General features: G+C 71.6%; 23 protein-coding genes and 1 pseudogene. 8 read left to right on the plus strand and 16 right to left on the minus strand.

Annotated features, from left to right (window positions below):
* Positions 1-4: 4 nt before the first annotated feature.
* The 8 genes and pseudogenes from O7598_RS17675 to O7598_RS31465 form a co-directional block, all read right to left on the minus strand.
* Positions 5-634, minus strand: a complete 630-nt coding sequence (locus O7598_RS17675) for a LutC/YkgG family protein (RefSeq protein WP_269692440.1) — start codon at positions 632-634, stop codon at positions 5-7.
* Positions 631-2,049, minus strand: a complete 1,419-nt coding sequence (locus tag O7598_RS17680) for a lactate utilization protein B (RefSeq protein WP_269694897.1) — start codon at positions 2,047-2,049, stop codon at positions 631-633. The genes O7598_RS17675 and O7598_RS17680 overlap by 4 nt, the downstream gene beginning before the upstream one ends.
* A 20-nt stretch (positions 2,050-2,069) precedes the next feature.
* Positions 2,070-2,801 (minus strand): (Fe-S)-binding protein, encoded by a 732-nt coding sequence (locus tag O7598_RS17685; protein ID WP_269692441.1) that lies wholly within the window; start codon positions 2,799-2,801, stop codon positions 2,070-2,072.
* Positions 2,798-3,766: an aldo/keto reductase gene (locus O7598_RS17690; RefSeq protein ID WP_269692442.1), complete on the minus strand. Its 969-nt coding sequence runs from the start codon at positions 3,764-3,766 to the stop codon at positions 2,798-2,800. Before O7598_RS17690 ends, O7598_RS17685 begins: the two co-directional genes overlap by 4 nt.
* Positions 3,767-3,776: 10 nt before the next feature.
* On the minus strand, positions 3,777-4,556 hold the full coding sequence (locus tag O7598_RS17695; RefSeq protein WP_269692443.1) for an SDR family NAD(P)-dependent oxidoreductase: 780 nt from the start codon (positions 4,554-4,556) through the stop codon (positions 3,777-3,779).
* A 37-nt stretch (positions 4,557-4,593) separates the two neighbouring features.
* Positions 4,594-5,451, minus strand: a complete 858-nt coding sequence (locus O7598_RS17700) for a fumarylacetoacetate hydrolase family protein (RefSeq protein WP_269692444.1) — start codon at positions 5,449-5,451, stop codon at positions 4,594-4,596.
* Entirely contained in the window at positions 5,448-6,014 is a 567-nt protein-coding gene (locus O7598_RS17705; protein ID WP_269692445.1) for a FadR/GntR family transcriptional regulator, read from the minus strand. The genes O7598_RS17700 and O7598_RS17705 overlap by 4 nt, the downstream gene beginning before the upstream one ends.
* Positions 6,015-6,063: 49 nt before the next feature.
* Positions 6,064-6,255 (minus strand): annotated as a pseudogene (locus O7598_RS31465) (hypothetical protein); the annotation flags it as partial.
* 138 nt (positions 6,256-6,393) lie between these two features.
* Here O7598_RS31465 and O7598_RS17710 point away from each other — a divergent pair.
* The 4 genes from O7598_RS17710 (at position 6,394) to O7598_RS17725 (ending at position 9,741) form a co-directional block, all read left to right on the plus strand.
* Positions 6,394-7,095, plus strand: a complete 702-nt coding sequence (locus O7598_RS17710; RefSeq protein ID WP_269692446.1) for an RNA polymerase sigma factor — start codon at positions 6,394-6,396, stop codon at positions 7,093-7,095.
* A gap of 335 nt (positions 7,096-7,430) precedes the next feature.
* On the plus strand, positions 7,431-7,883 hold the full coding sequence (locus tag O7598_RS17715) for a hypothetical protein (protein ID WP_269692447.1): 453 nt from the start codon (positions 7,431-7,433) through the stop codon (positions 7,881-7,883).
* An 85-nt stretch (positions 7,884-7,968) separates the two neighbouring features.
* Positions 7,969-8,874, plus strand: a complete 906-nt coding sequence (locus tag O7598_RS17720; RefSeq protein ID WP_269692448.1) for an NAD-dependent epimerase/dehydratase family protein — start codon at positions 7,969-7,971, stop codon at positions 8,872-8,874.
* A gap of 9 nt (positions 8,875-8,883) precedes the next feature.
* Positions 8,884-9,741, plus strand: a complete 858-nt coding sequence (locus O7598_RS17725) for an RNA polymerase sigma-70 factor (RefSeq protein WP_269692449.1) — start codon at positions 8,884-8,886, stop codon at positions 9,739-9,741.
* A 66-nt stretch (positions 9,742-9,807) separates the two neighbouring features.
* Here the strand turns inward: O7598_RS17725 and O7598_RS17730 are convergent, their stop codons facing one another.
* The 3 genes from O7598_RS17730 to O7598_RS17740 are packed head-to-tail and all read right to left on the minus strand — an operon-like array spanning position 9,808 to position 12,232.
* The gene (locus O7598_RS17730; protein WP_269692450.1) at positions 9,808-10,305 is read right to left on the minus strand and encodes a DUF3237 family protein; all 498 of its coding nucleotides are present in this window, start codon (positions 10,303-10,305) and stop codon (positions 9,808-9,810) included.
* On the minus strand, positions 10,302-10,769 hold the full coding sequence (locus O7598_RS17735) for a MarR family winged helix-turn-helix transcriptional regulator (protein ID WP_269692451.1): 468 nt from the start codon (positions 10,767-10,769) through the stop codon (positions 10,302-10,304). Before O7598_RS17735 ends, O7598_RS17730 begins: the two co-directional genes overlap by 4 nt.
* Entirely contained in the window at positions 10,766-12,232 is a 1,467-nt protein-coding gene (locus O7598_RS17740; protein ID WP_269692452.1) for a flavin-dependent oxidoreductase, read from the minus strand. Before O7598_RS17740 ends, O7598_RS17735 begins: the two co-directional genes overlap by 4 nt.
* Here O7598_RS17740 and O7598_RS17745 point away from each other — a divergent pair.
* Genes O7598_RS17745 through O7598_RS17760 form a run of 4 tightly spaced genes read left to right on the plus strand, consistent with a single transcriptional unit; the run spans position 12,219 to position 15,588 of the window.
* Positions 12,219-13,193 (plus strand): ABC transporter substrate-binding protein, encoded by a 975-nt coding sequence (locus O7598_RS17745; RefSeq protein ID WP_269692453.1) that lies wholly within the window; start codon positions 12,219-12,221, stop codon positions 13,191-13,193. The genes O7598_RS17740 and O7598_RS17745 overlap by 14 nt on opposite strands.
* Before the next feature lie 7 nt (positions 13,194-13,200).
* Complete coding sequence (locus tag O7598_RS17750) at positions 13,201-13,971, plus strand: ABC transporter permease (RefSeq protein WP_269692454.1); 771 nt, start codon at positions 13,201-13,203, stop codon at positions 13,969-13,971.
* Complete coding sequence (locus O7598_RS17755) at positions 13,968-14,783, plus strand: ABC transporter permease (protein WP_269692455.1); 816 nt, start codon at positions 13,968-13,970, stop codon at positions 14,781-14,783. The genes O7598_RS17750 and O7598_RS17755 overlap by 4 nt, the downstream gene beginning before the upstream one ends.
* The gene (locus O7598_RS17760) at positions 14,776-15,588 is read left to right on the plus strand and encodes an ABC transporter ATP-binding protein (RefSeq protein WP_269692456.1); all 813 of its coding nucleotides are present in this window, start codon (positions 14,776-14,778) and stop codon (positions 15,586-15,588) included. The genes O7598_RS17755 and O7598_RS17760 overlap by 8 nt, the downstream gene beginning before the upstream one ends.
* A gap of 137 nt (positions 15,589-15,725) precedes the next feature.
* Here the strand turns inward: O7598_RS17760 and O7598_RS17765 are convergent, their stop codons facing one another.
* The 5 genes from O7598_RS17765 to O7598_RS17785 all read right to left on the minus strand — a co-directional run bounded on the left by O7598_RS17765 (position 15,726) and on the right by O7598_RS17785 (position 24,189).
* Positions 15,726-18,563, minus strand: coding sequence for an FtsX-like permease family protein (locus O7598_RS17765; protein WP_269692457.1), 2,838 nt, complete (start codon positions 18,561-18,563; stop codon positions 15,726-15,728).
* Positions 18,564-18,802: 239 nt separating this feature from the next.
* Complete coding sequence (locus O7598_RS17770) at positions 18,803-19,477, minus strand: GNAT family N-acetyltransferase (RefSeq protein ID WP_269692458.1); 675 nt, start codon at positions 19,475-19,477, stop codon at positions 18,803-18,805.
* 377 nt (positions 19,478-19,854) lie between these two features.
* Positions 19,855-20,106 (minus strand): hypothetical protein, encoded by a 252-nt coding sequence (locus O7598_RS17775; protein ID WP_269692459.1) that lies wholly within the window; start codon positions 20,104-20,106, stop codon positions 19,855-19,857.
* Between the two features lie 61 nt (positions 20,107-20,167).
* Positions 20,168-22,999, minus strand: coding sequence for a right-handed parallel beta-helix repeat-containing protein (locus tag O7598_RS17780; protein ID WP_269692460.1), 2,832 nt, complete (start codon positions 22,997-22,999; stop codon positions 20,168-20,170).
* Complete coding sequence (locus O7598_RS17785; protein WP_269692461.1) at positions 22,996-24,189, minus strand: hypothetical protein; 1,194 nt, start codon at positions 24,187-24,189, stop codon at positions 22,996-22,998. The genes O7598_RS17780 and O7598_RS17785 overlap by 4 nt, the downstream gene beginning before the upstream one ends.
* Between the last annotated feature and the right edge of the window lie 21 nt (positions 24,190-24,210).

The raw sequence follows: 24,210 nt of genomic DNA on the forward strand, positions 1-24,210 counted from the left end.
AGGGTCAGCGCCGGCCCGGATCCACCACGAGGACGACGAGGTTCCTCGGCCCGTGCACGCCCTCGACGCGGTCGAGTTCGATGTCGCTCGTGGCTGACGGGCCGCTGATCCAGGTCAGCGGCCGGGTCCCGGCCAGCCGGGCGACGGCCTCGGGCACCGTGCCGACGACCGACGCCGCCGCCACCACGCAGACGTGCACGTCCGGCACCAGGGTCAGGGCACGGCGGCCCTGGCCGGGCCCGCCGTCGAGCACGATCGTCCCGGTCTCGGCGATCGCCACCGCGCAGCCGGTCAGCACCCCGTCGCAGCCGTCCAGCGCCTCGACCGACAGCGGGGGCGAGTCGGCGTGGACCCGGGCGGTGGTCCGCGCCGACCACTCCCCCGGCAGGTCCGCGGGCACCGCGAGCACCTCGACGCCCGCGTCCCGCAGCTCCACCGCCACCACGTCCGCCAGGGCCGCCGGGTCCACCACGCGGACCCTCGCCCGGTAGTCACCGACCCGCTCGGCGAACAACGCCACCACGTCCACCCCGTCGACCGCGCGCGCGTACCGGCGGGGCACCTCGACAGGCGTGTCGGGCGCGTCCGCGAACGCGCCGCGGATCCGGCTCAGGATCTCCTCCCGGGCGCTCACCCGGCCGTACCCTTCCGGTTTCCGCGCCACCAGGCCCGGAACGACTCCGCCGGCGGCGTCGGGGTGTCCCGGGCCCGGGCCCAGCCGGCCAGCGGTCCCGGCAGCCGGCCGATCCGGCCCCGGCGACCGAGGAGCGCGCCGGCGAGGGCGGCGAGACGCTGCGCGGCGGCGAGGCGACGCGGGCGGGCCAGCGTCCAGGCCGCGGCCCGCATCGCCGCCCGCTCCACCGACAGCGGACCGCGCGCCTCGTCGACGGTGCGGGCCCGCAGGTGCACCAGGGCGGCGGGGATGTCGATACGCACCGGGCACACCTCGTAGCAGGCCCCGCAGAGCGTGGACGCGAACGGCAGCTGGGCCGCGACCGGGTCGCCGCGCATGCCGCGCAGCTGCGGGGTGAGGATCGCCCCGATCGGGCCGGGGTACGGCGAGCCGTACGCGTGCCCGCCGGTGCGCTCGTAGACCGGGCACACGTTGAGGCAGGCGGAGCAGCGGATGCAGCGCAGCGCCTGGCGGCCGACGTCGTCGGCGAGCACGGCGGTGCGGCCGTTGTCGAGCAGGACCACGTGCACCTCGCCCGGCCCGTCGCCCGGGTGCACGCCCCGCCACGTCGAGGTGTACGGGTTCATCCGCTCCCCGGTCGACGAGCGCGGCAGCAGTTGCAGCATCACCTCCAGGTCGGCCCAGGTCGGCACCAGCTTCTCGATGCCGACGACGCTGATCAGCACCTCGGGCAGGGTCAGGCACATCCGGCCGTTGCCCTCGGACTCCACCACCACCAGGGCGCCCGACTCGGCGACCGCGAAATTCGCGCCGGACACGGCGACCCGGGCGGTGAGGAACTTGCGTCGCAGGTGCCGGCGCGCGGCGGCGGCGAGCGCGGCCGGCTCGTCGTCGAGGTCGTCCGGGACGCCGGGCATCTCCCGGCGGAAGATGTCCCTGATCTGCGCGCGGTTGCGGTGGATCGCCGGGACGAGGATGTGCGAGGGCAGGTCGTCGGCGAGCTGCACGATCAGCTCGGCCAGGTCGGTCTCGTGGGCCGCGATCCCGGCCGCGGCGAGCGCGGCGTTCAGCTCGATCTCCTGGGTCACCATGGACTTGACCTTGATCACCTCGTCGGCGCCGGCCGCGCGCACGAGGTCGACGACGATGCGGTTGGCCTCGGCGGCGTCGCGGGCCCAGTGCACGACCGCCCCGGCGGCGGTGGCCTGCTGCTCGAACTGGAGCAGGTAGCGGTCCAGGCCCCGCAGCGTCCGGTCCTTGATCGCGGCGCCCGCCTCGCGCAGGTGCTCCCAGTCCGCGCGCTCGGCCACCACCGCCTCCCGCTTGGCCCGGATGGTGGTGGTCGCCCGGCGCAGGTTGGCGCGCAGCTGCCGGTCGGCCAGCGCCGCGCGGGCCGCCTGCGGGAAGGCCGGCATGCCCAGCCAGGTCGCGCCGCTCACGGACGCTCCCCCGCCGCGAGGATCTCGGCGTAGTGCATGACCCGCACCGGCGAGCGGGCCCGGGACAGCAGCCCGCCGACGTGCAGCAGGCAGGAGTTGTCGGCGGCGGTGAGCACCTGCGCGCCGGTGGCGAGCACCTGCCGGACCTTGTCCGCACCCATGGCGACCGAGACGTCGGCGTTCTTCAACGCGAACGTCCCGCCGAAGCCGCAGCACTCGCGCGCGCCGCCGAGCGCGACGAGGTCGAGCCCGCGTACGGCGCGCAGCAGCGTCAGCGGCCGGTCGCCGAGCCCCAGCGTGCGCAGCCCATGACAGGTCGGGTGGTAGGTGACCCGGTGCGGGAAACGGGCCCCCACGTCGGTCACCCCCAGCACGTCGACGAGCAGCTCGCTGAACTCGTGCACCCGGGGCGCGGTGGAAGCCACGGCGTCGGCCAGAGCGGCGTCGCCGGAGATCTCGGCGACCCGCCGGTGCTGCTCGCGCACCATCGCCACGCAGGACGCCGACGGGGAGACCACCACGTCGGCGTCGGCGAAATCGTCGACGAACCGGCGCACCAGCGGCACGCACTCGCGCGGGTAGCCGGTGTTGAGGTGCATCTGGCCGCAGCAGGTCTGCGCCGGGAACGTCACCCGGTGCCCGAGCCGTTCGAGGACGCGCACCACCGCGCGGCCGGTGCCGGGCGCCATGGTGTCGACCACGCAGGTGACGAAGAGCGCGATCCTCACGACTCGACCAGCCCCTGCGTGGCGAGGTCCGTCCAGAGCGAATCCGGCACCGGCGCGGCGGCGCAGGCGGTGTTGCGCCGCACCTGGGCCGGGCTCTTCGCACCGAGGACCACCGTCGCGACGGCGGGATGCCGGGCGACGAACGCCATCGCCGCCTGCGGCAGCGTCACGCCGTGCGCGCGGCACACCTCGGCGATGCGCCGCGCCCGGTCATGCAGGGGCTGCGGGATCGGCCCGTAGTCGTAGGTCCGCCCGGGCGGGTCGGTGGCCAGCACGCCGCTGTTGAACACCCCGGCGGCGAGCACCCCCACCCCCCGATCCCGGCACCGGGGCAGCAGCGTCCGCCCGGCGGACTGGTCGAGCAGGGTGTAGCGCCCGGCGAGCATGACGGTGTCCACGTCGGTGTCGACGACGAACCGCTCCAGCATCTGCCACTGGTTCATGCCCACCCCGATCGCACCGACCACACCCTGCGCGCGCAGTTCGTGCAGCGCCGGGTACGCCTGGTCGACCGCCTGCCGCCAGTGCTCGTCGGGGTCGTGGATCAGCACCACGTCCACCCGGTCGAGGCCGAGGCGGGTCAGGCTGGACTCCAGCGACCGGCGTACCCCGTCGACGCTGAAGTCCCACCGGCGCACGTGGTCGGCGGGCACGTCGAACCCGCCGGCGTCGTCGCGCCGGTCGGCGGTGTCCGGGGACGGGACCAGGATGCGACCGACCTTGGTGGAGACGGTGAACTCGGCGCGGGGCCGCCCGGCCAGGGCCGCGCCGAGGCGGCGCTCGGAGAGACCGAGGCCGTAGTGCGGGGCGGTGTCGAAGTATCGGATGCCGTCGTTCCAGGCGGCGTCGACGGCGCCACGCGCCTCGTCGTCGGCGACGGCGCGGTAGAGGTTGCCGATCCCGGCCGCGCCGAAGCCGACCGAGGTGACCCGGACCGTCGAACGGCCCAACCGGTTGGTCTCCACAGGGGGCTCCTCAATTCGCGGGTGGGGGCGGAGCGTCACCGGGCGGGCGCAGACGCAGGCCGTGCACGCCGCCGTCGACGGCCAGCACGGTCCCGGTGGTGGCGGCGGCCAGCGGGCTGGCCAGGTAGGCGATCGCGGCGGCCACCTCGTCGGCCGACACCAGTCGGCCGATGGGTTGGCGGGCCCGCAGGGCGGCGAGTTCGGCCTCCGGGTCGGTGGTCGCCGCCAGCAGGCGGCGCACCCACGGGGTGTCGGCGGTGCCGGGATTGACGCAGTTGACCCGGATGCCCTCGGCGACATGGTCGGCGGCCATCGCCAGGGTCAGGGCCTGCACCGCGCCCTTGGTCGCGCTGTAGAGCGCCCGGTCCGGCAGGCCGGTGCCCGCCACGATGGAGCCGGTGTTGACCACCGCCGCGTGGCGCGAGGCGCGCAGCGCGGGCAGCGCCGCCCGGGTGACCCGGACGATGCCGACCACGTTGACGTCGAAGACCCGCTGCCACTCGTCGACCGGGTTCGCCTCGATGGTCCCCCGCGCGCCGACCCCGGCGTTGTTGACCAGGATGTCGATGCCGCCGAGGTGGCGCGCCGCGGCGGTGACGGCCTCGGCCACGGAGATGTCGTCGGTGACGTCGCACCGCAGCGCGCGCAGCGGGGCAGGCGCCGCGGCGGGGTCCAGGTCGAGGCAGGCGACGGCGGCGCCCCGCTCGGCGAGCAGCCGGGCGGTGGCCAGGCCGATGCCGGAGCCGCCGCCGGTCACCACCGCCCTCAGGCCGGCGAACTCGGTGCTCACGGCCGCTCCGGCGCGCCGGACCGGGTGACGCGCGCGGTCACGGCGCCTCCCGCACGGTCAGTCGCTGTGAGCCGAGGCCGTCGATCTCGACGTCCATGACGTCGCCGGCGCGCAGGTAGGGCTTGGGCTCGGGCTGCCCCAGCGCCACCCCGGCGGGCGTGCCGGTGTTGATGACGTCGCCCGGTTCGAGCACCATGAACCGGCTGACGTAGCGGACGATCTCGGCGACGCCGAAGAACATCCGGCCGGTGTGGCCGTCCTGGCGGCGCTTTCCGTTGACGGCCAGGCGCAGGCCGAGGTCCTGCGGGTCGGGGATCTCGTCGGCGGTGACCAGCCACGGCCCGAGCGGGTTGAACGTCTCGCACGACTTGCCCTTGTCCCACTGGCCGCCGCGTTCGAGCTGGAACTCCCGCTCGGAGAGGTCGTTGGAGACGGCGTACCCGGCGACGCATGCCAACGCCTCGGCGTCGCTGTCGAGATAGCGTGCGGTGCGGCCGACGACGACGGCGAGCTCCACCTCCCAGTCGGTCTTGACGCTGCCGCGCGGGAGCAGGACCGGGTCGTTCGGGCCGACCACGGTGTTCGGCGCCTTCAGGAACAGGATCGGCTCGGCCGGCGGTGCGGCAGCGGTCTCGGCGGCGTGGTCGGCGTAGTTCAGCCCGACGCACACGATCTTGCCGGGGCGGGCGACCGGGGCGCCGATGCGGAGCGCGGGGTCGGTCAGCACGGGCAGCTCACCCGACGCCAGCGCGGTGCGCGCAGCCTCGACGCCGCCGTCGGCGAGGAACGCCCCGTCGATCTCGGCCACCACCCCGGACAGGTCGACGAGCCGGCCGTGGGCGTCCAGCGCCGCCGGACGTTCCCGGCCGACCGCCCCCACTCGCAGCAGTTTCACTCCACACCCTCCGGTCGGCTCGGCGACGGGCGTCCGGGCGCGCCGAGGGCGTCGCGGATCCACATCTCCACACCGGCGACGTGCACGTCGCCCCGGCGCGCGACCTCCGGGCGGCGCGCCTCGATCGCCTCGCAGATCGCCTCGTGCTGCTCCCGGGTGCGACGCACCGCGCCCTCCTGGGTGAGCCCGCGCCAGATCCGGGCCCGGGTCGTCGGCGCGGACAGGCTGTCGATCAACGAGCACAGCACATCGTTGCCGGAACCGGCCGCGATGTGGTGGTGGAACCGCAGGTCGTTGGCGACCAGGGCCGCCACGCTCGGCGACGCACCCAGCTCGGCGATCTGCGCGTCGGTCATCCGGACGGCGGCCGGCTCGGTCGCGGCCGGTTCGAGGACACCACGCACCTCGAGGATCCGCAGCACCGTGTCGTCCTGGTGGAAGTCCATGACGAAGCCGATCGCGTCCAGCAGCAGAGCCGGTTCCAGGCTGGTGACGTACGTCCCGTCGCCCTGGCGCACGTCCAGCACCCGGATCAGCGACAGCGCCTCGACCGCCTCCCGCAACGAGTTTGCGGGACAGCCCCAGCCGGTCGGCCAGGTCGGCCTCCCGGGGCAGGCGCGATCCGGGAGAGAGCTCGCCTCGGACGATCATGGATCTGACCTTGTCGATCGCCCCGTCGGTGACAGGCACGCCACCCCCTTCGAACGTCCGATGTCTGGCAGCGTACTCCGCCAAATGCGGGTGGGCGCACCCCGCACACCGCATCAGAGGTCTGATCGGAGCCGACTCACCGACTGTGGACATTGGAGGTGCCGGCCGGAAGAGCCCTTGCCGGAGGGAAGATAGGAACTGGAGCGGCCGCACGCTCGGGCTGCCCCGGTGACCGGCACCAACCGGCAGTCAGCACCACGGTCCGCAGGACCCCGACCGGGGTGGTGGCGGATGAACGCCGTCATGCGGGTGCTGTACCTGATCTACAACGAGGGCTACACCGCCTCCACCGGAGACGAACTCACCCGCGTGGACCTGACCCGCGAGGCTATCCGGCTGACCCGCATGCTCCACGATTCCCTGCCGGACGACTCAGAGGTGACCGGGCTGCTCGCCCTGATGCTGCTCACCGAGTCGCGACGCGCTGCCCGTACCGACGGCGACGAGTTGGTGCCGCTGGACGAGCAGGACCGGACACGGTGGGATCCCGAGCTGATCCGCGAGGGCACCGACCTTGTCGACAGCGTCTGGCGGCGCCGCGAGGTCGGCACCTACCAGCTACAGGCAGCGATCGCGGCCGTGCACGCCGCAGCCGCGGCGCCGGACCAGACGGACTGGCCCCAGATCGCGGCCCTGTACCTGGGACTGGAACGGCTCAGTCCGACCGCACCAGTACGCCTGAGCCGGGTGGTCGCAGTCGCGCACGCATACGGGCCGGCCCGCGGGCTGGCCCTGCTCCACGACCTCAACCGGAGCCACCGCCTGGACGAAAACCCACTGACCCGGCAACGCGAACGCGCGATCCGCGCACATCTGCTCGAAATGACCGGTGACACGGCCTGCGCGGTGGCGCGGTACCGCGAAGCAGCCGCTCTCACCCGGAACCAGGTCGAACAGCGATACCTCCAGCGCCGAGCCCACCGCCTCGGCTGACCGGTAGCCGGTCGGCGTCCGCACATCGGCACGTCCGGATGCTTCACCCAGGCGTTAGCTGGCTACGCTCCGTGAGGCGCGAGGCGTGGCATGAGCGCTCACCCGGTAGCGCTCCTAGGCATCATGGCGGGGCCGGCGACGCACAAGCACCGCCGAGGCTCCGGCGAAGACCAGGCCGACGACCGCGGCCACGAGCAGCGACCCCAGCAACGAGTCAGTGAACCAACGCGCGGCAAGAACTGAGACCACTCCAGCGACGAGGCCGATCCACGGTGACGCACTGGTGTCCGCTCCTGAGGTTCGCCCCCTGCGCCGTGATGCCGGAGGATCCCTGCATGGAAATCATCCATCGGCTACAGGCGGGAGTGACCAGACCGCACCCAGATCAGGCGGCCAGTGCCACCTGGCTGGCCATGGTGTACGCCAGCACCAGAGCAGTCCGCGGAGTGGTCACGACCACAGGCGAGGAGCCGGAGGTAGGCCGAAACCACTACAGGATCGGTGTGCGACTTCGTGACGGCAAGCCGCTGAGCATCCTCTTCAACGCTGCAGCCTTCCTGGTCGCCGGAGCGGAACAACAAGAACCCGCCATGATCAACGCCGTGTTCGTCGACGTCCCCGGCGGTGACTTCTACCGCCGCGCAGGGCTGCGGGTTGCCACCACGGCAGAGCTGAATCAGCCACTCAACAACCGATACCTGCATCTCCTGAGCGAGGACGAACGCAGGGATGTCGCCTATCACCAGCCGAGCCGGCTCGGTGACCTGCTGTTCAACTGGTTCGACTGAACATGACGAGCTGAGCGTGTGACCGGGGTCACGCCCGGTTGTGTCACGGATGGGGCGGTCACCTTGTCCCATGGCCATGACGAGGATGAGGAACCAGACCGTGATCGTCGCCGGAGCCAGTGGTGTTTTCGGCCGGCACATCCGTCAGGCGCTGAGCGACGCCGGGCACACCGTGCTGGGTGTGGGCCGTGGGAAGGGCAACGAGATCTGCGGCGACCTGCTCGACCGCGACGGCCTGCTGCGGGCGTTCGAGGGGATCAAGGCCGACGTCGTGGTGCACGCCGCGACCGCGCTGCGCAAGCCGCCGATGACGCACAAGGGCATGTTCGGCACCGACGACCTGCGGGTCGTCGGGACCGCGAACTTGATAGAGGCGGCCAAGATCGCAGGCGTACGCCGCTTCATCGGCGAGAACATCGCCATCGGCTACGGCTACCGCGACTTCGGCGACCGTGTGCTGACCGAGGCCGACGAGTTCGCAACGCCCGTGACTGACCCGAAGGTCAACCGGCACCTGGAGGGTGTGCGGGAGAAGGAGCGCCTGGCCCGGCAGTCGGGGCTGGAGGCGATCTCGCTGCGATTCGGTCTGTTCTACGGGCCGGGAGGCACCGAGACGATGGTGCACATGCTGCGGAAGCGGCGGCTGCCGACGTTCGACGACCACGGTCGCGTCTCGCCGTGGACGCACCTGGCGGACGCGGCCGGCGCCGTCGTCGCGGCGATCGATCGGGGTCGGCCAGGTGAGGCGTACAACGTCGTCGACGACCACATGGGCTTCGGGGAGATGATCCGGGCGATCGCCGAGACCTTCGGCACGCCCAAGCCGTTCACCGTGCCCACGTGGACGATGAGGGCCGCGTCGTACATGCATCTGATGCTCGGCGTCAGCATGCGGGTCTCGAGCGAGAAGGCCCGCCGCGAGCTCGGGTGGCAGCCCGCCTACCCGACGGTGCTGGACGGGCTGCGCGCCCAGGCGCTGGCGCACGTCTAGCCTGCTTCCATGATCGATGACCAGGCCTTCGCCCAGCATCGGCGGCTGCTCTTCGACGTCGCGTACCGGATGACGGGGAGCGTCGCCGATGCCGAGGACATCCTGCAGGAGGCGTGGCTGCGGTGCCGCGACGTCGGCGACCAGGTCGCCAACCCACGGGCGTACCTGGTCAAGACCGTCACCAACCTCTCGCTGAACCAGCTCACCTCGGCCCGTGCTCGCCGCGAGACGTACGTCGGGCCCTGGCTTCCCGAGCCGGTGCTCACCGCGCCCGACGTGGGTCAGGAGGCCGAGATGGCCGAATCGATCTCGATGGCGATGCTCGTCGTCCTGGAGACGCTCACCCCGACCGAACGCGCGGTCTTCCTGCTCCACGACGTTTTCGGCTACAACCACGCCGAGATCGCATCCATTCTGGACAGGTCCGAGGTCGCGGTGCGGCAGACCGCGGTCCGGGCCCGAGCGCATGTCGCGGCCCGCCGGCCGCGCTTCGACGTCGACCAAGGCGTACGCCGAGAAGCAGTGGACCGGTTCCGTAAGGCCTGTGCCGGAGGCGACCTGAACGCGATGATGGAACTTTTGGCGCCCGAGGTGATCTGCTGGTCGGACGGCGGTGGCAAGGTGACCGCCGCCCGCCGGCCGCTGGAAGGCGCCGACAACGTCGCCCGCTGGCTGCTCGGGGTCTTCGCCAAGCCGGAGACGCAGAACACACGGCTCGTGATCACCGAGATCAACGGCGGACCGGGCATCCTCGGCCTGGTCAACGGGCAACCGGCCGGGGCGATCTGCTTCGACTTCGACGGCGAGTGGATCACCGGTGTACGTATGCAGGGCAACCCGGACAAGCTCCGAGGCCTCGCCCCCTGACTCATGACCACCGTGCTGACGCAAACACGTGCCGAAGCACGGTTCGGCTACCGGCGAAGAGAGCAGCTACGTGACGCGGTAGGCGGTGTAGCGCACCAGGTCGGCCTCGCGGATCGCCGACGCCACGAAGACGGACTGCTCCAGGACGGCCAGCGCGGGCACCGACGTCTCCAGTCGTACGCCCAGGCGGAAGTAGTACTCGGACGGGTCGACGGCGTCGCCGCGCAGCAACGCCTCAAGGACCTCCGCGCGGCCGCTGCGGACGCCGAACGTACGCAGGTAGACGTGACCGCCGTCGGCGGTTTGCGCCGAGTAGCGCGTGTCGATCTCGATCGCGCCGTCGGGGCGGACCACCTGCCAGTCGGCGCCGCCGGGCAGGATGTCGGCGTCGAAGAGACCGGTGACCCGGCCGCCGACGACAGGCACCACGCGACGGTGACCGGCACGGGTCGTCCCGTGGTCCTCCAGCGCGCCCAGCCGCACCTCCACCTCGAACGCGGCCTCCAGCCCGGGAACCGGCGGGGCGGTCACGGCGTCCCGACCGGCGGCTCGGCGCGTACTCATGGAGTGTCCTCGGCGTGCGCGAGGGCGTCGCGGAGGCGTTCCAGCGCGGGCACCGCGGCGGCGAGGGCCGCGCGGTCCGCCGCCGGCAGGGTCGCCGCGGCGCGGGCGACCAGGTCTCCGCTCGCGAGGTCGAAGCGGTCGAACAGGTCGAGGGCCTTCGCGGTGGCGAGGACGTCGACGTGGCGGTGGTTGCCGGGACGGGGGCGACGCTCGACGAGACCGTTGCCCTCCATCGCGGTGAGCAGGTTGCTGACCGTGGATCGGCTCAGGCGCAGCCGCTCGGCCAGCTCACCGGGGCTGGCCACGGTGCCCCGGGGCAGGGCCCGCACGATCTCGATCTGCGCGTCCGGGATCTCCGGCAGGTGCTCGGCGGCCCGGGCTGCGGCGAGCAGCGTGCGGCGCAGCGGTGAGATCACCGACGCCAGTCGCGCCGCGTCCAGTTCGGTCGGCTCCGGGCCGGTCACGGCAGGACGCCTGGGAGGGCCGTCGGCGTCAGGGAGGCCCGTTCGTTGAGGTCGGCGGGTAGGAAACCGGCCGCCTTCTTGTAGCCGGTGGCGATAGCGGTGAGCTCCTCCGGTCCGATGACGTCGTGGATGTGCGTGAACCCGTCCGGCGCGCGCTCGTGGGCGAGCACCATCACCTGTTCCGGGCCCTGCCGCCGGTTGCTCAGCACGAGCGCGGTGGTCGCGGGCCGCCGGTCCGCCTCGTAGGCGTCGAGCGCCGCCCGGACCGTCGGCGCGGTGGCGAGGTGGAAGGCGAGGGTACGTGCGTCCAGGATCGCCTGCGACGCCCCGTTGGAACCGTTCGGATACATCGGGTGGGCCGCGTCGCCGAGCAGCGTGGTGTTGCCGTGGGTCCACGTGTCGATCGGATCGCGGTCCACCATGGGGTATTCGAGGATCTCGTCGGCGGCGGCCAGCAGTTCCGGCACGTCGAGCCACGCGAAACGCCAGTCCGCGAAGAGCGAGACGACCGGCGCGGGGTCGACCGTCCGGTTCCAGTCCGCGTCGGGCCCGGCGAAACCGGGCCCGCGCCGCTCGGCGACGACGTTGATCAGGCCGGCGCCGATCGGGTACGCCACGAACTTCTGTTCCGCGTCCCCGGCCATGATCATGGTCCGCCCGTCCAGGAATCCGGGTGCCCGTGCCGTCCCCCGCCACAGCGTCAGCCCGTTCCAGAGCGGCTCGCCCTCGTCGGGCTGATGCTGCCGGCGCAGCGCGGAGTGGATGCCGTCCGCCCCGACGACCAGGTCGCCGGCGACGCTCACCTCCCCTGCCGCCGTCTCGAAGCGCGCGACGCCGTCGCGGACGCCGACGAGCCGGTGCCCGGTGCGCACCGCGTCGGCGCCCAGCCGTTCCCGCACCACGGCGAGCAGTTCCATCTGGAACCGGCCGCGGTGCACGGAAAGCTGCGGCCAGCGATATCCGGCGTCCAGTCCGCGTGGCTCGCTCCAGATCTGCTGAGCGTGGCGGTTGTAGTAGGCAAGCGTGCCGGGTGCGGCGCCCAGCCTTTCCACGCGTTCCCCGAGACCCAATTCGGTCAGCTCACGGACGGCGTGCGGGAGGAGATTGATTCCGACGCCGAGTGGGCGCAGCGCGGCGGCGCGCTCGTAGACGGTGATCTCACGGAAGCCGACCCGGTGCAGGCTGAGTGCGGTGGCGAGGCCACCGATACCAGCGCCCACGATCACGATTGCCACGTCGTCGCCCTCTCCGCCCCGCGCCACCAACCGCACAGTTTGGTCACAAAATCGTCGACCGTCAAGACGTCTTCTCAATACGCCATTCGCCCTTTGGGAATTCTTGACAATCAATCGCTTCTGCATGACGCTGATCGACGCGATCGGATGCTTCGGCACTCCGTCGACCCCACTCGTCAGGCTGCACAAGCGCTGCGCACGGAAGGGCCCGTCCATGAAGAAGGTCACCGCCCTCGCTGCTCTCGCCGGCGTCGTGATCGCCCTGACCGGCTGCACGGATTCCGACGCCACCGACCCGTCCCCCGGGGCGAGCGGCGACCTGCGGAAGGTCCGCGTGGCGGCGCTGCCGATCAGCGAGACCGCCGCGCTGTGGGGCGGCATCAAGGCGGGCATCTTCCGGGAGCAGGGGCTCGACGTGGAGGTGGTGCCCGCACAGGGCGGCGCCCAGGCCATCCCGGCCCTGATCAATGGCGACATCGACTTCGCCATCGGCCAGCCGTTCGGCCCGTTCCGCGCCGACCTGCAGAACCTCGGCGTGGTGATCATCGGGAACTACGCGTCGTCCTACGCCGACGGCGACGACATCAACGCCGTGGTGGCGTCCGCGAAGTCCGGCATCACCCGGCCGGCCCAGCTCGCCGGACGCAAGGTGTCGGTGAACAGCCTGGGCGCCGCCGGCGACGTCACGATCATGGCAGCGGTCGAGAAGGACGGCGGCGATCCGACGAAGGTCAAGTTCGTCGAGGTGGCCTTCCCGGACGCACCGGCCCAGCTCGCCGCCGGCACCATCGACGCCGCCTGGGTGACCGAGCCGTTCATCACCCAGATGCGTAAGCGCGGTGACGTTCTCGTGGTCGCGCCGTACCAGGCCACCGTTCCCGGACTCACCACCCTGACCACGATCACGTCGAGCAAGCTGAAGGACTCCGACGCCACGCTGGTGGCGGACTTCTCGTCGGCGATGAAGAAGACGCTCACCTGGGCCAAGGACCCGGCCAACCAGGCCGCGCTGCGGCAGGCCATCAAGGACAACCTCGAACTGCCGGATGCGGTGGCGGACTCGGTCCGGCTCCCGGCGTTCGGGTGGGAAATCGACCAGGCCGGCCTGGAGCAACTGGCAACGCTCGCCCAGAAGTACCGCGTACTCGACCGGCAGCCCGACTTCGACCGTCTCGTCCAGCAGCAGTAGCCGACCGATGCGCAAGATCCTGCTGGGCGCCGTCGGCCTGCTGGGGTTCCTCGCCGTCTGGCAACTGCTCCCGGCTCTGGGGCTGGTCGACCGGCACGACCTGCCGTACGCCACCGACGTGTTCGGACGGCTGTTCCACGATCTCCGCGACCTGGCGTTCTGGCGGCGGCTCCGGCTCACCATGACGTCCTGGGCGATCGGCCTGACGCTGGCGACGCTCGCCGCGGTCGGGTTGGGGACGGTGGTCGGGCTGGTGCCGTTCCTGCGTCGCGCCACGCACACGACTGTCGAGTTCCTGCGGCCGGTGCCGTCGGTCGCGCTGATCCCCCTCGCCGTGCTGATGTTCGGCCTGCAGATGCGCGCCGCACTCGTCATCATCGTCTACGCGGCGTTCTGGCAGGTGTTCGTGCAGGTCATCTACGGCGTCGCCGACGTCGACACGGTCGCCCGGGACACCGCGCGGAGCTTCGGCCTCACCCGCTACGAGCGGCTGCGGTACCTCGTCCTTCCGACCGCGCTGCCGTACCTGATGACCGGCCTGCGCCTCGCCGCGGCGGTCGCGCTCATCCTGGCCGTCACCGCGGAGATGGTGATCGGTAACCCCGGCCTCGGACGCATGATCGAGCTGTCGCGCTCCGCCGGGGACGCCGTCGGCCTGTACGGCCTCGTCGTGGTCACCGGGCTCCTCGGCGTGGTCGTGAACGTCGTGTTCCGCTTCGCCGAACGCCGCTCGTTGGCCTGGCACCAGTCGGTGCTCGCGGACGAGGCAACCCGATGACCGCCCTCGGTGCCGGCCGGACCGCCCCCCGCGGCCTCGGCGTCCGGGTCGCCGAGGACATCCTGTACGCGGTCGGGCTCCCCGTCCTGGCCGTGGGGCTCTGGGCCGTCTGGTCCACCCGGTCGGCCAACCGGTTCCTCGTCGGCCCCCGCCCGCTCCTCGACGCGTTCCGGCAGACCTGGATCGGCCCGGCGTTCGTCGACGACGTGCTGCCGAGCGTGTACCGACTGCTGGCCGGCCTGCTCGCGTCGATCGTGCTCGGCGTCGCCGCCGGCGTCCTCATCGGCCGGTTCCGCCCGCTACGCGAGATCCTCGAACCGCTGCTGGAGTTCTTCCGCGCGATTCCGCCACCGGTGCTGATTCCGGTCGCGATGCTTCTGCTCGGCATCACCGACACCATGAAGGTCGTCGTCATCTCCTCCGGCGCGATCTGGCCGATCCTGCTGAACACGATCGAGGGCGTCCGGGCGACCGACAGCGTGATGCTGGAGACCGCCGACTCGTACCGGATCTCCCGGTGGGACCGGGTGTGGCTGCTGATCCTCCCGGCGGCGAGTCCGCGCATCATGACCGGCGTACGGCAGGCACTCTCGGTGGCCCTGATCCTCATGGTCATCTCGGAGATGTTCGCGTCCTCGGCGGGCCTCGGCTACCGGATCGCCTACTTCCAGCGGAACTACCTCATCGCCGAGATGTGGAGCGGCATCCTCCTGCTCGGCCTTATCGGCGTCCTCCTCGCCGTGGCCTTCGGCGTCGTCGAACGCCGCGTCCTGCGCTGGTACCACGGAATGAGGGAGGTCACCCGTGCCTGACGCACGTCCGCTGCTACGGGTCGAGCACCTGCGGAAGGTCTACGCCTCCGGCCGGGGCGAGGTCGAGGCGATCGGGGATCTCAGTTTCACCATGCTGCCCGGCGAACTGCTGTGCGTCGTCGGCCCGTCGGGCTGCGGAAAGACCACCCTCCTGAAATGCCTCGCCGGACTGCTCCGGCCCACCAGCGGCCTCGTCGAGATGGAGGGATCCCCGGTGACGGGCCCGAGCCCGGCGATGGCAGTGGTGTTCCAGGAGTACGGCCGCAGCCTCTATCCCTGGCTCACGGTCCGGGGCAACGTGGAGCTTCCCCTTCGACACCAGAAGCTCTCCCGCGCCGAACGCGACCGGAGGGTCGCCGACGCCCTCGACGCGGTCGGACTGCCGCAGTCGGCACGCAGCCACCCGTGGCAGCTCTCCGGCGGGATGCAGCAACGGGTGGCCATCGCGCGCGCCATCGCGTACCGGCCCGAAGTGCTGATCATGGACGAGCCGTTCGCGGCGGTGGACGCGCAGACCCGCGCGGACCTGGAGGACCTCGTACGCGACCTGCACCTGAACCGCGGTATCTCCACTGTCTTCGTCACGCACGACATCGACGAGTCGGTGTATCTGGGCCAGCGCGTGCTCGTCCTGTCCCACTCGCCGACCCGGGTGCAGGAAGACCTCGTGATCGACCTCCCGCGGGAACGCGATCAGCTCACCACCCGGGCGCTGCCCCGGTTCACCGAGCTGCGGACCCACGTCTACGCGCAGATCCAGCGGGCCAAGCGTGCGCCGGCCTCGGCGCGCCACCCGGCACCGTGACGCGCCTCGCCGACCCCGGCAACGCCCGTAGCCGCCGGCACGCGCCGAAGCCGATCGGGACGGCCGGGTTCGAACCGACGTCCTGGTTCCTCCCGTGGGGCGTTCCGGCCACCGGTTGGCACCTCGTTCGATGGTTGTCATTCTTCCGTGAGCAGGGCGGCGATCGGGAGCCGGCGAATGAGGATCGCCGGGACCAGCGCGGCGAGCACGGTCAGCAGCAGCGCTGCGGCGGTCACGGCCAGCGCCAGGACCGCCAGCCGGCCGTCGAGGTGGCCGACCAGCAGGGCCACCGATCCGAGGCCCGCCACGGTCCCGAGAACGCAACCGAGCATCCCGACGCCGAGAGCTTCGTAGACGAGCAGCCGGTTGAGTGCGCGGTCCGGCCATCCGACGGCCCGGAGGGTGGCGAACTCGGCTGACCGTTCCCGCACGTTGAGGTAGAGCACGTCGGCCACGCTGAGCAGCCCGAACAGCAGCACCCCGCCGACCGCGACCAGGTCGACTCCGCGTACCTGCACGGAGACGGCCTGGCCGAGCAGTGAGCCCACCATGCCGTCGTGGAACGCCCAGAGGGAGGCGGCGATCAAGGTGACCGCGCCGACGCCGGCGGCAAGGCTGACGGCTCCGGCGAAGGTGCGGGCTGGTGCCCGTACCAGATTGGCCACGGCGAGTCCGGCGAAGGTCCGCCGTGGGGCGGACCGTCGGGCCGGCACGGAGGTTGCCTGGAGTGCCTCGGCTGATCGGGTCCGGGCGGCCTGGATCGCCGGGAGCGCGCCGGCAACCGCGGTGAGCAGCACCGCGATCGGTATGCACAGCAGGACGACGGTGCCGGAGACCTGGACGCCGGCGAGGTGGCCGAGCGGCCCGGACAGGCCGGCGCCGAGCAGGCCCGCGGCGAGGCCGAGGGTGGTGGTCTCGGTGAGGACCAGCTGACTCAGTCGCCAGCCGGGCCAGCCGACGCAGGCCAGTATGGCCAGTTCGCGGCGGCGGGCGCGGACGGCGGTGGACGCCGCGTTGCCGACCAGCAGGGCGCAGACCACCAGGAGCAGTCCGAGCAGCATGATGTTCTTGCGGTCGACGGCCGTCACGATCTCGGCGGCCACGCCCTTGCGCGTGCGGGCCTCGGCCAGCGTCAGGTCGGGGCGGCCGAGTTGGTTGGCGGGCAGCAGCACGGGGCTACGTACGGTGGAGCCGCCGAGCACGATCTCGACGGTCAGTCCGGTCTGGTGGACGATCTCGTCGGCCACGAGCCGGACGCGTTCCCGGGCCACCTCGTCGAACCGGCCGATGTCCGCCACCCGCACCCGGACGGAGCTCAGCGGTGCGTCCGCCGCCGGTGACCGGACGCTCTGGTACAGGTCGTGGGTGGCGGTCAGGGTGGTCAGCAGGTGGGGCGGGCGGGGCGGATAGCCCAGCGGATCGTCGCCGGGCAGTAGTGGACGGTCGGCGAGCAGTCGTCGGGTACGAGGGTCGCCGCCCACCGGTGCGGCCGGCCGGTACAGGTCGAGGGCCTGCTGGGCGGCGCTGCCGGCGGTGGGGAGGTCCTCGGGTGCGAAGCTGCCCACGGGGGTGATCGACCACTCCTCGCTCTGCCCGTTCAGGACGATCGGCTCTCCGGTGCCGACACCGCCGGCGCTGAACCAGGCGTCCCGCCACAGGTCGTCGACGGCCTGGTCGGTGGCGCCGGGTTCACCGGCCCGGGGCTGTATCCGGCTCGCGCCGTCGGGTTGTGGCGTGTACGTCGCCGGTGCGGGCCGTAGCAGGGTCTGGACGCCGGACAGGGGGGTGTGGCCAGCCAGGGCCGTGTCGAGTCGGGCACGGTAGAGCTGCCCCAGGTCGTACGCGGCCGCCCGCGGGGGTGTCCTCGTCGAGTCGCGCAGCAGTGGCCACAGCGCTTCTGTGGTGGAGCCGGGCACCCGCCGGGCGGTCTGACCCGTGAGTCGGGACACGGCGAGGTTCATCTGCTCGTCGACCGCGAGGTCCGTGGCGGCGAGTGCCGGAAGTGCCCGGCCCGCCGGGCCGACCGGCGCGAACGGGGACGTCGATGTGCTCCGGGTCGCGGGACCGATGGTGTCGGAGCCGGTCAGGTAGCGGCCCTGGCGTACCGCCCGGTCCAGGCCGACCAGCCGCGCCTCGGCCGCGGGGTCGATCCCGGCCACGAGCATCGGTACGAGCGCGGGTAGCCGGAGCTCCAGTCGGGCGGTGGCGGGAATGGCGGCAGCGGCGCGGCCGAGTGTTATCACGGACGCCAACCGGAAGGTGCCGTCCGGGAGCAACTGGTACGCCTGTAGCGCGCTGACCTTGGTCCGTCGGGCGCCCGGTTCGAAACTGCCGACGGCGGTCGCGCACACCTGCAGGCGCCGGCCGTCGGGCTGCACCTCCAGGGCACCTCCCCCTCCGGTGCCCGGGCACTCGGCGGCGGAAGCGGTCTGGTCGACGCGGGTGCCGTCGGTGTAGACGAACATCCGCTGGTCACCCCTGATCCAGGACAGTGGCAGCAGGGGGCGGCGGGACACGTACACGTAGGTGGGGGCGGCGGCGAGCGTACTCAGCCCACGATCTGCGCTGACCCGGGGGGCGACCTCGACGACCTGCCGCACGGCTGTCAGGTCGACCTGGTCGGTCACGTCGACCCGCAGGTCGGATCGGATGTCGGCGAGCCCGAGGACCGCCAACGGGGCGGCCACCTCGACCCCGGGGATGCGCTCGATCCGCCGCCACTGGTCCAGGGCGATGCCGCCGTAGGCTGCGGTGGGCCGGTCCTGGTGCAGCAGACCGTCGGCCGGCCCCGGGTGGACCAGAATGTCGTACGACGGCCGGAACTGGCCGTCGATGGAACCGCGGGCGACCAGCCGCGAGGTGGCTGCGACACCGGTGAGCACGGTGAACCCGGTGGTCGCGACCAGCACGGCGGCGAACACCGCCAGGCTCCGGCCGCGAGTGTGCCGCAACTGTGACCAGACCATTCGCAACATGGGTGGGAGCTTCTCCCCTCAGTCAGCAGCGCGTCGTGGTGGTGCGGCAGGAGCCGCAGGTCGTACCGATGCTGTCGCAGCCTTTCGGCAGTCCCGGACCCGGACGTAACCTCTCCCACTCCTCCTGATCGAGCCGGAACCGCTCGGGCCGGCCACCGCGCCGGTGGCGCCCGCCGGCGCGACGGCGGTGGCCGGTCCTGTCCAGCCCAACAGACGTGCGGCCACGCAGGCAGCGGCCATCACCGGGATGCGGCCCGCTTAACATCCATCAGCTCGAGCACCTCGTCGCTGAGTCCATGGATCGCGATGTCGTCACGGCGGCTCTCCCACCGCTCACGGTCGAGCACCAGGTTGATCTGCTCCTGGCGGACACCGTTGAAGGTCCGGATTGTGGTGCCGTTCGACTGATAGCCGAGCGACCGCGAGACTCCCAGCGACGGCGCGTTAGTGGACCAGGCGGCGGACTCGGCACGCTCCGCTCCCAGCCCGGCGAACGCGAGGTGCAGGACGGCGACCCGCATCTCCTTGCCGTAACCACGCCGCTGGAACCGCCGCGCTATCCATGACCCGGTCGAGACGGTCTGAGTGACCCCGAAGTCCTGCGCGCCGATCTCCTGCACCCCAACGCACGCGCCATCGACCTTCACAGCCATTACCAGGTTCCATCTGCTGGGCCGCCAGTCCGCCAGGGACGCCCAGCAGTACCGCAGGAACGACAACTCGGCCTGGGGAGACGGTCCCGACTCCCATCCCGCTACGGGCGAACGCGCCAGAAAGCGGTTCTGCGGATCGTAGATGCCGGCTGCCGCATGGACCGCCAGTTCGGCAAGCTCGTCCTCACCCGGTACAGCCAGCTCAAGCACGGACGTCGTCACCCGCATCCGGCGCACGGGCCAGATATCGGCCAATGTCATCCGAGCATCATGCCCTGTCCTGCCGTTTGCCGTCGCCCGAAGGTGTTGGCGGATCTCCTCGTCGGGTAGTCGTCGACCCGTCCAGCCTTCCCGGACGGAGCCAAGGTGGGGCGCCCTACCGGAACGACCTTGGCCACGTTCACGAAGGCTGGCAGTCCTGGGGCGCCTGGCGAGGTGATCCGCCCCGGCATCTCTGAAGAGGGCCGGCGTTCGGGGTGGAACCCCCAAGGCCTTCAGGTCTGATCGTCCCAAGCGTGGCCGGCCGACGCGGCCCGCTTGCGGGCCGCCTTCATATCGAGAGCGAACGATTGGCCAACCATCCCGGCTGGACGCTTGAGCCTTGACCGGCGGTCAAGCAGCGCCAAGCCACCAGCCCGTCAGTTGGACTTGCGTCGCACCCACACGCTGCTGGGATCCAGATCCGCACCCAGGCCAGCCTCGTAGCCCGCTCCCGAGAGAATGGCGACCAGCGCCTCCCCCATCACCTGCTGAGCGCAGGCCCTACGTCGAAGGTCAGGGCTGCTGAGGTCTCGGGCTTCGAACGCTGCCATCGATCGCGACCGCAGGCCCTCGGCACACTCCCAGTAGATGAACACCTGCCCGGCCTCGGTACGGTCGATGCTGATCATCGAGCGAGTGGGTGGAGCAAGCCAGATGGGTTGCGGGATCAGGATGTGACAAGCTCTTCGATCATGAGGGCGGGGCGTGGGCGCCGGGCTCGCCTGGCGGGGCGTCGAGGGCCAGCCTCAGCGCCGCCTCGACCGGATAGACCGGGCAGTACAGCGGAGTGTCTGTGGCCGGCGGGGCCGCGTCCTTCGCCTCGAACGCCTTGCGGGCCCGGCCGAGGTCCGCGAGCAGGTCGGCCACTGACGGTTCCTTCTTCGGCTCCGGGGGCGCCGCCTCGACGGGTGCCTCCGTCTTCGGCGCCGTGATCGAGACGCCGAGCGCCGCCGCAGCGGCGTTGAGCCCGTCCTTCGGCATCGCGGCGGCCAGCGCCGAGAGGCGGCCGACGGCCTGGTCGGCGTACGCAGCGTCGACCGGCACCGCCGGCAACTCGAACCGGGTTCCGGTCTGAGCGCCGAACGGGGCGTCGCGGAACACCCGGTCGCGGTTCTCGGCGTCGACGAGCACGTGGCGGCCGTCGTGGAGGTCGGCGTACAGGTTGGCGGCGAGCACGTTCCCGTCGAGCAGCAGGTTCTGGTCGGGCACGGTCGCGCGGACGGCGATGCTGTCGGCGAAGGCGAGCACGTTGGCCTCGACCCGCATGACACCCCGGCCGGAGATGTCCAGCAGGCAGCCGGTCGTGGACTGCCCGGTCGAGGCCCGGCCGGTGGGGTCGGCGGCGAACAGGACCGTGTTGCCGCGGATGGTCCAGGGGCCCGCGCCGGGTGCCTGGATACGGACGGCGGTGCCGCTCGTGTTGACGACCACGTTGTTCTCGAAAGTCCCGTACGCCGCACTGAGCTGCACGGCGCAGTAAGCCGCGTTGGCGAAGACGCAGTTGCGCACGGTGATGCCGCCGCTGCCGCCGCGCAGGTCGAGCAGCGCCGCCGATTGGGAATGGCCCGCGTCGAGGGCGCCGCTGTCGGCGTACGCGTTGTAGGTCGCCCCGTCGAACATGAACCCGTCAAGGATGAGGCCCTCCCCCGAGTCCTCGCCGGTGAGCACCGGATCGCCGAAGATGCCCTTCGCTCTGGTCTCCGGAGTGAGCACGAAGCGCACGGGGTGTCGCCAGGGGTCGCGCGCGGCGAACTCGGCGTCCCACCCGCCCAGCAGCGTCAGGTTGCGTACGGGGATGCGCCACGTGCCCGACCGCAGGCGGCCCGTGTACTCACCTGCGGCGACGAGGATGCGGTCGCCCTCGGCGGCCTTTTCGAGGGCCTGGAACGGGTCGCGGAACGGCGCCTCGCGGCTGCCGTCCCCGCCGGAGGATCCGGCTCGCACGAACCAGTCGCGGCCGGGCGGCCGAGGCGGCTCGGGGGCCGTGACGTCGAGCACGGGCGCGAGGGAGTCGAGGACGATGGTGGCGCTCTGACGCCCGCCGGGCGGCGTGAGGCGATACGTGCCGCGGAGCAGGTACGTGGACTCGACGTCGAGGCCGCGCGAATACCGTACGGCCTCCTCAGTCTGGTGATGGACGAGGCCGTAGCGTGGGGCGAGCGCCCACCACGGGCTGTTGTCGGTGCCGGGCTCGTAGACGGCGACGCCGATGTGCGTCTCCGCGAGCTCGGGGAGGATCTGCGTGTTCTGGTCGAAGCCGACCCCGGCCCGCACCTGCACCGGGGCTCCGGCGAGCGCCGGGTCGGCCTCGTAGAGCCGCGCCCAGTCGACGGCCTGGTACGCCGGACCGGCCGGGAGCTCGGTGAACGGCTCCGGTGCCGCCAGGTCGGCGGGGTGCGCCCCCGGCGCCGCACCGACCGCGAGGGCGAGCACCTCGGCCGGGGCGAGCCGGCGCATGACGGGCCGCTGAACATCGCGGTCTGATGTGGACGGCAGCTCACCGAGGCCGGCCGATTTCCGCAGCGCGTTGAGGGCGGCGATCGGCGGGCGCTCGTACGTGACGGCGACGTCCACCGTGTACGTGTCGAGCCACGCCGCGGGGAGCCCGGTCAGCTGTGGGTCGGCGACGGTGTTGCCGGCCGCCGAGCGCAGGCCGACGTCTTCGAGCTCCGTGGCGTACTCCTCGGTGAGCTCGGCCTCCGCGCCCGACACCCGGCTGCGCACGATGTCGCGCGGTGTGGCGAAGAACAGATTGCGGTCGATGGCGATCTGCCCGACGTCGCGCAGGCAGGCGACGGCCGCGTTGCCGCAGCCGACGAACACGTTGTCGGCGATCGCGGCAGCGCCGTCGACACGTACGCCGACGGCCCGGTCGGCGCCGGAGCCGCGCGGCGGGTCGGAGTCGTCGTGGGCGAAGGCGAAGGTGTTGCGGCTGACCGCGGCCGGGGTCTCGGGGGCCCCGTCGCGGACGGTGAGCAGGCTGAGGCCGACGCAGTTGACGACGATGTTGTTCTCGAAGACCACGGAGTCGCCGCCGAGCTCGACGGCGCCGGAGCTGCCGTTGGCGAAGCAGCAGTCGCGGACGGCGATGCGCTCGCCGCGCAGGCTCACCAGCGAGCCGTCCCCGTAGGAGGCGCGCTGCAGGCCGCCCTGCTCGTCGTAGTCGTCGCGCCCGGCCCCGTCGAAGAACAGCCCGTCCAGGACGAGGCCGTCGTGGCCGTCGATGCCCTGGAGCATGTTCGGCTCGTTCGGGACGCGCAGGCCGGTCTTTGCCGCAAAGACCGTCGGTGTCTGCCAGGGGGTGCGGCGGGCGAAGTCGGTGCTGTATCCGCCGAGCAGGGTCAGCTCGGGGGTGTCGACGACCCACGAGGAGCGCTCGCCACGCCCGGTATAGGTGCCCGCCGCGATGTGGATGCGGTCGCCGGGCGCAGCCTGCCGCAGCGCGAGCCACGGGTCGTGGAACGGCCGGGCCCGGGTGCCGTCGCCGACCGGGCCGCCCGCCGCGACGAAGAGGTCGGTCATGACTTCTTCACCTCGTCGTCGGCTTCCTTCGTCTTGTCCGCGAGCAGCTTGAAGCCCACCTTGACCGCGTCTCTGACCTGTGCGAACGCGGCGAGGCCCGTCTGCTTGTAAGGTCCCTCGGCCAGGTCCTTGACGTATTCCTCCTCGGTCGCCAGCAGCGACTCCAGGGATTCCGAGGCCTTCGCCAGCTCCTCGTTGAACTTCGCCAGCGTGCCCTGATCATCGGTCAGCTGGGCGAAGGCGTTGGTGCTCTCCTCCACGAGCGTGGGGAAGAGCTCGTCGTAGAGCTTGCTGGACTGCTCCTTGGCCGCCTCGGCCCGCGTGTCGAGCCCTCGGTCGAGGACGTTCTCCTTCATCCAGTCCCAGTCGGTGGCCCGGTAGTCGCCGGACGCGCCGATGCCGCGCCAGTTCCCCGCCGCCTCGGCGCCGCGCGCGAAGAGCTTGTCGATCCAGTCCTCGTCGAGCTGTTCGCGGGCCGCGGTCAGCAGCTTGATGTTGTCGACCACCGTCTGCTTCGCGGCACGCTTCTGCTTGGCCGCCATGAGGTTCTCCGCGGTGAGCTTCTCGAAGTTCTTGATCGCCTCGTTGGCGGCTTCCTTGGACGACGGGTCCTTCATGAAGAGGACGATCAGGCGGGCGCCCGAGGTCGGGAGGTATTTGACCAGCAGGCTCTTGACCGTGTCCTGGATGGAGCCGAAGTTCTTGAGGAGCAGCTGCTCGACGATCGCGTCGTTGCTGCGCGCGTTCTTGAGGTCCTCCTCGCACTTCTTGATGAGCGCGAGGTCGGCCTCCAGGACCTTGCTCATCAGCGTGGCGACCTCGGGGACGTCGAGCCGGGCGACCTGCGCCCAGATCTTGCGCTCCCCGGCGAGGAAGTCACGCGGGCCGACCGCGATCCACCGTTCGTCGACGGACATCGCGTTGGCCTGGCTGTCCTCCAGCACCGACCGGATGTCCGATTCGAGGCGCTCCATCAGCGCCTCGGCCTGCTCGCAGTTGGTCTCCCACCGGTCGGTCAGGCCGTCATAGCCCGGTTGCTCCAGCTTGGAGAGCATCTCCTCGAACAGCTTCTCCCGATCGGTGTCGAAGCGTTCCAGCAGATCCAAGACCTTGTCGAGGATGTCCTCCTCGAACCCCGTGGCGCGCATCCGCTGCTCAACGAGCTCGCGGGCGTCATCGACATCTTCCACAAATTTCAGCGTAGGAGCCCT

The sequence above is a fragment of the Micromonospora sp. WMMC241 genome (genome assembly GCF_027460165.1).
GTDB lineage: Bacteria > Actinomycetota > Actinomycetes > Mycobacteriales > Micromonosporaceae > Micromonospora > Micromonospora humi.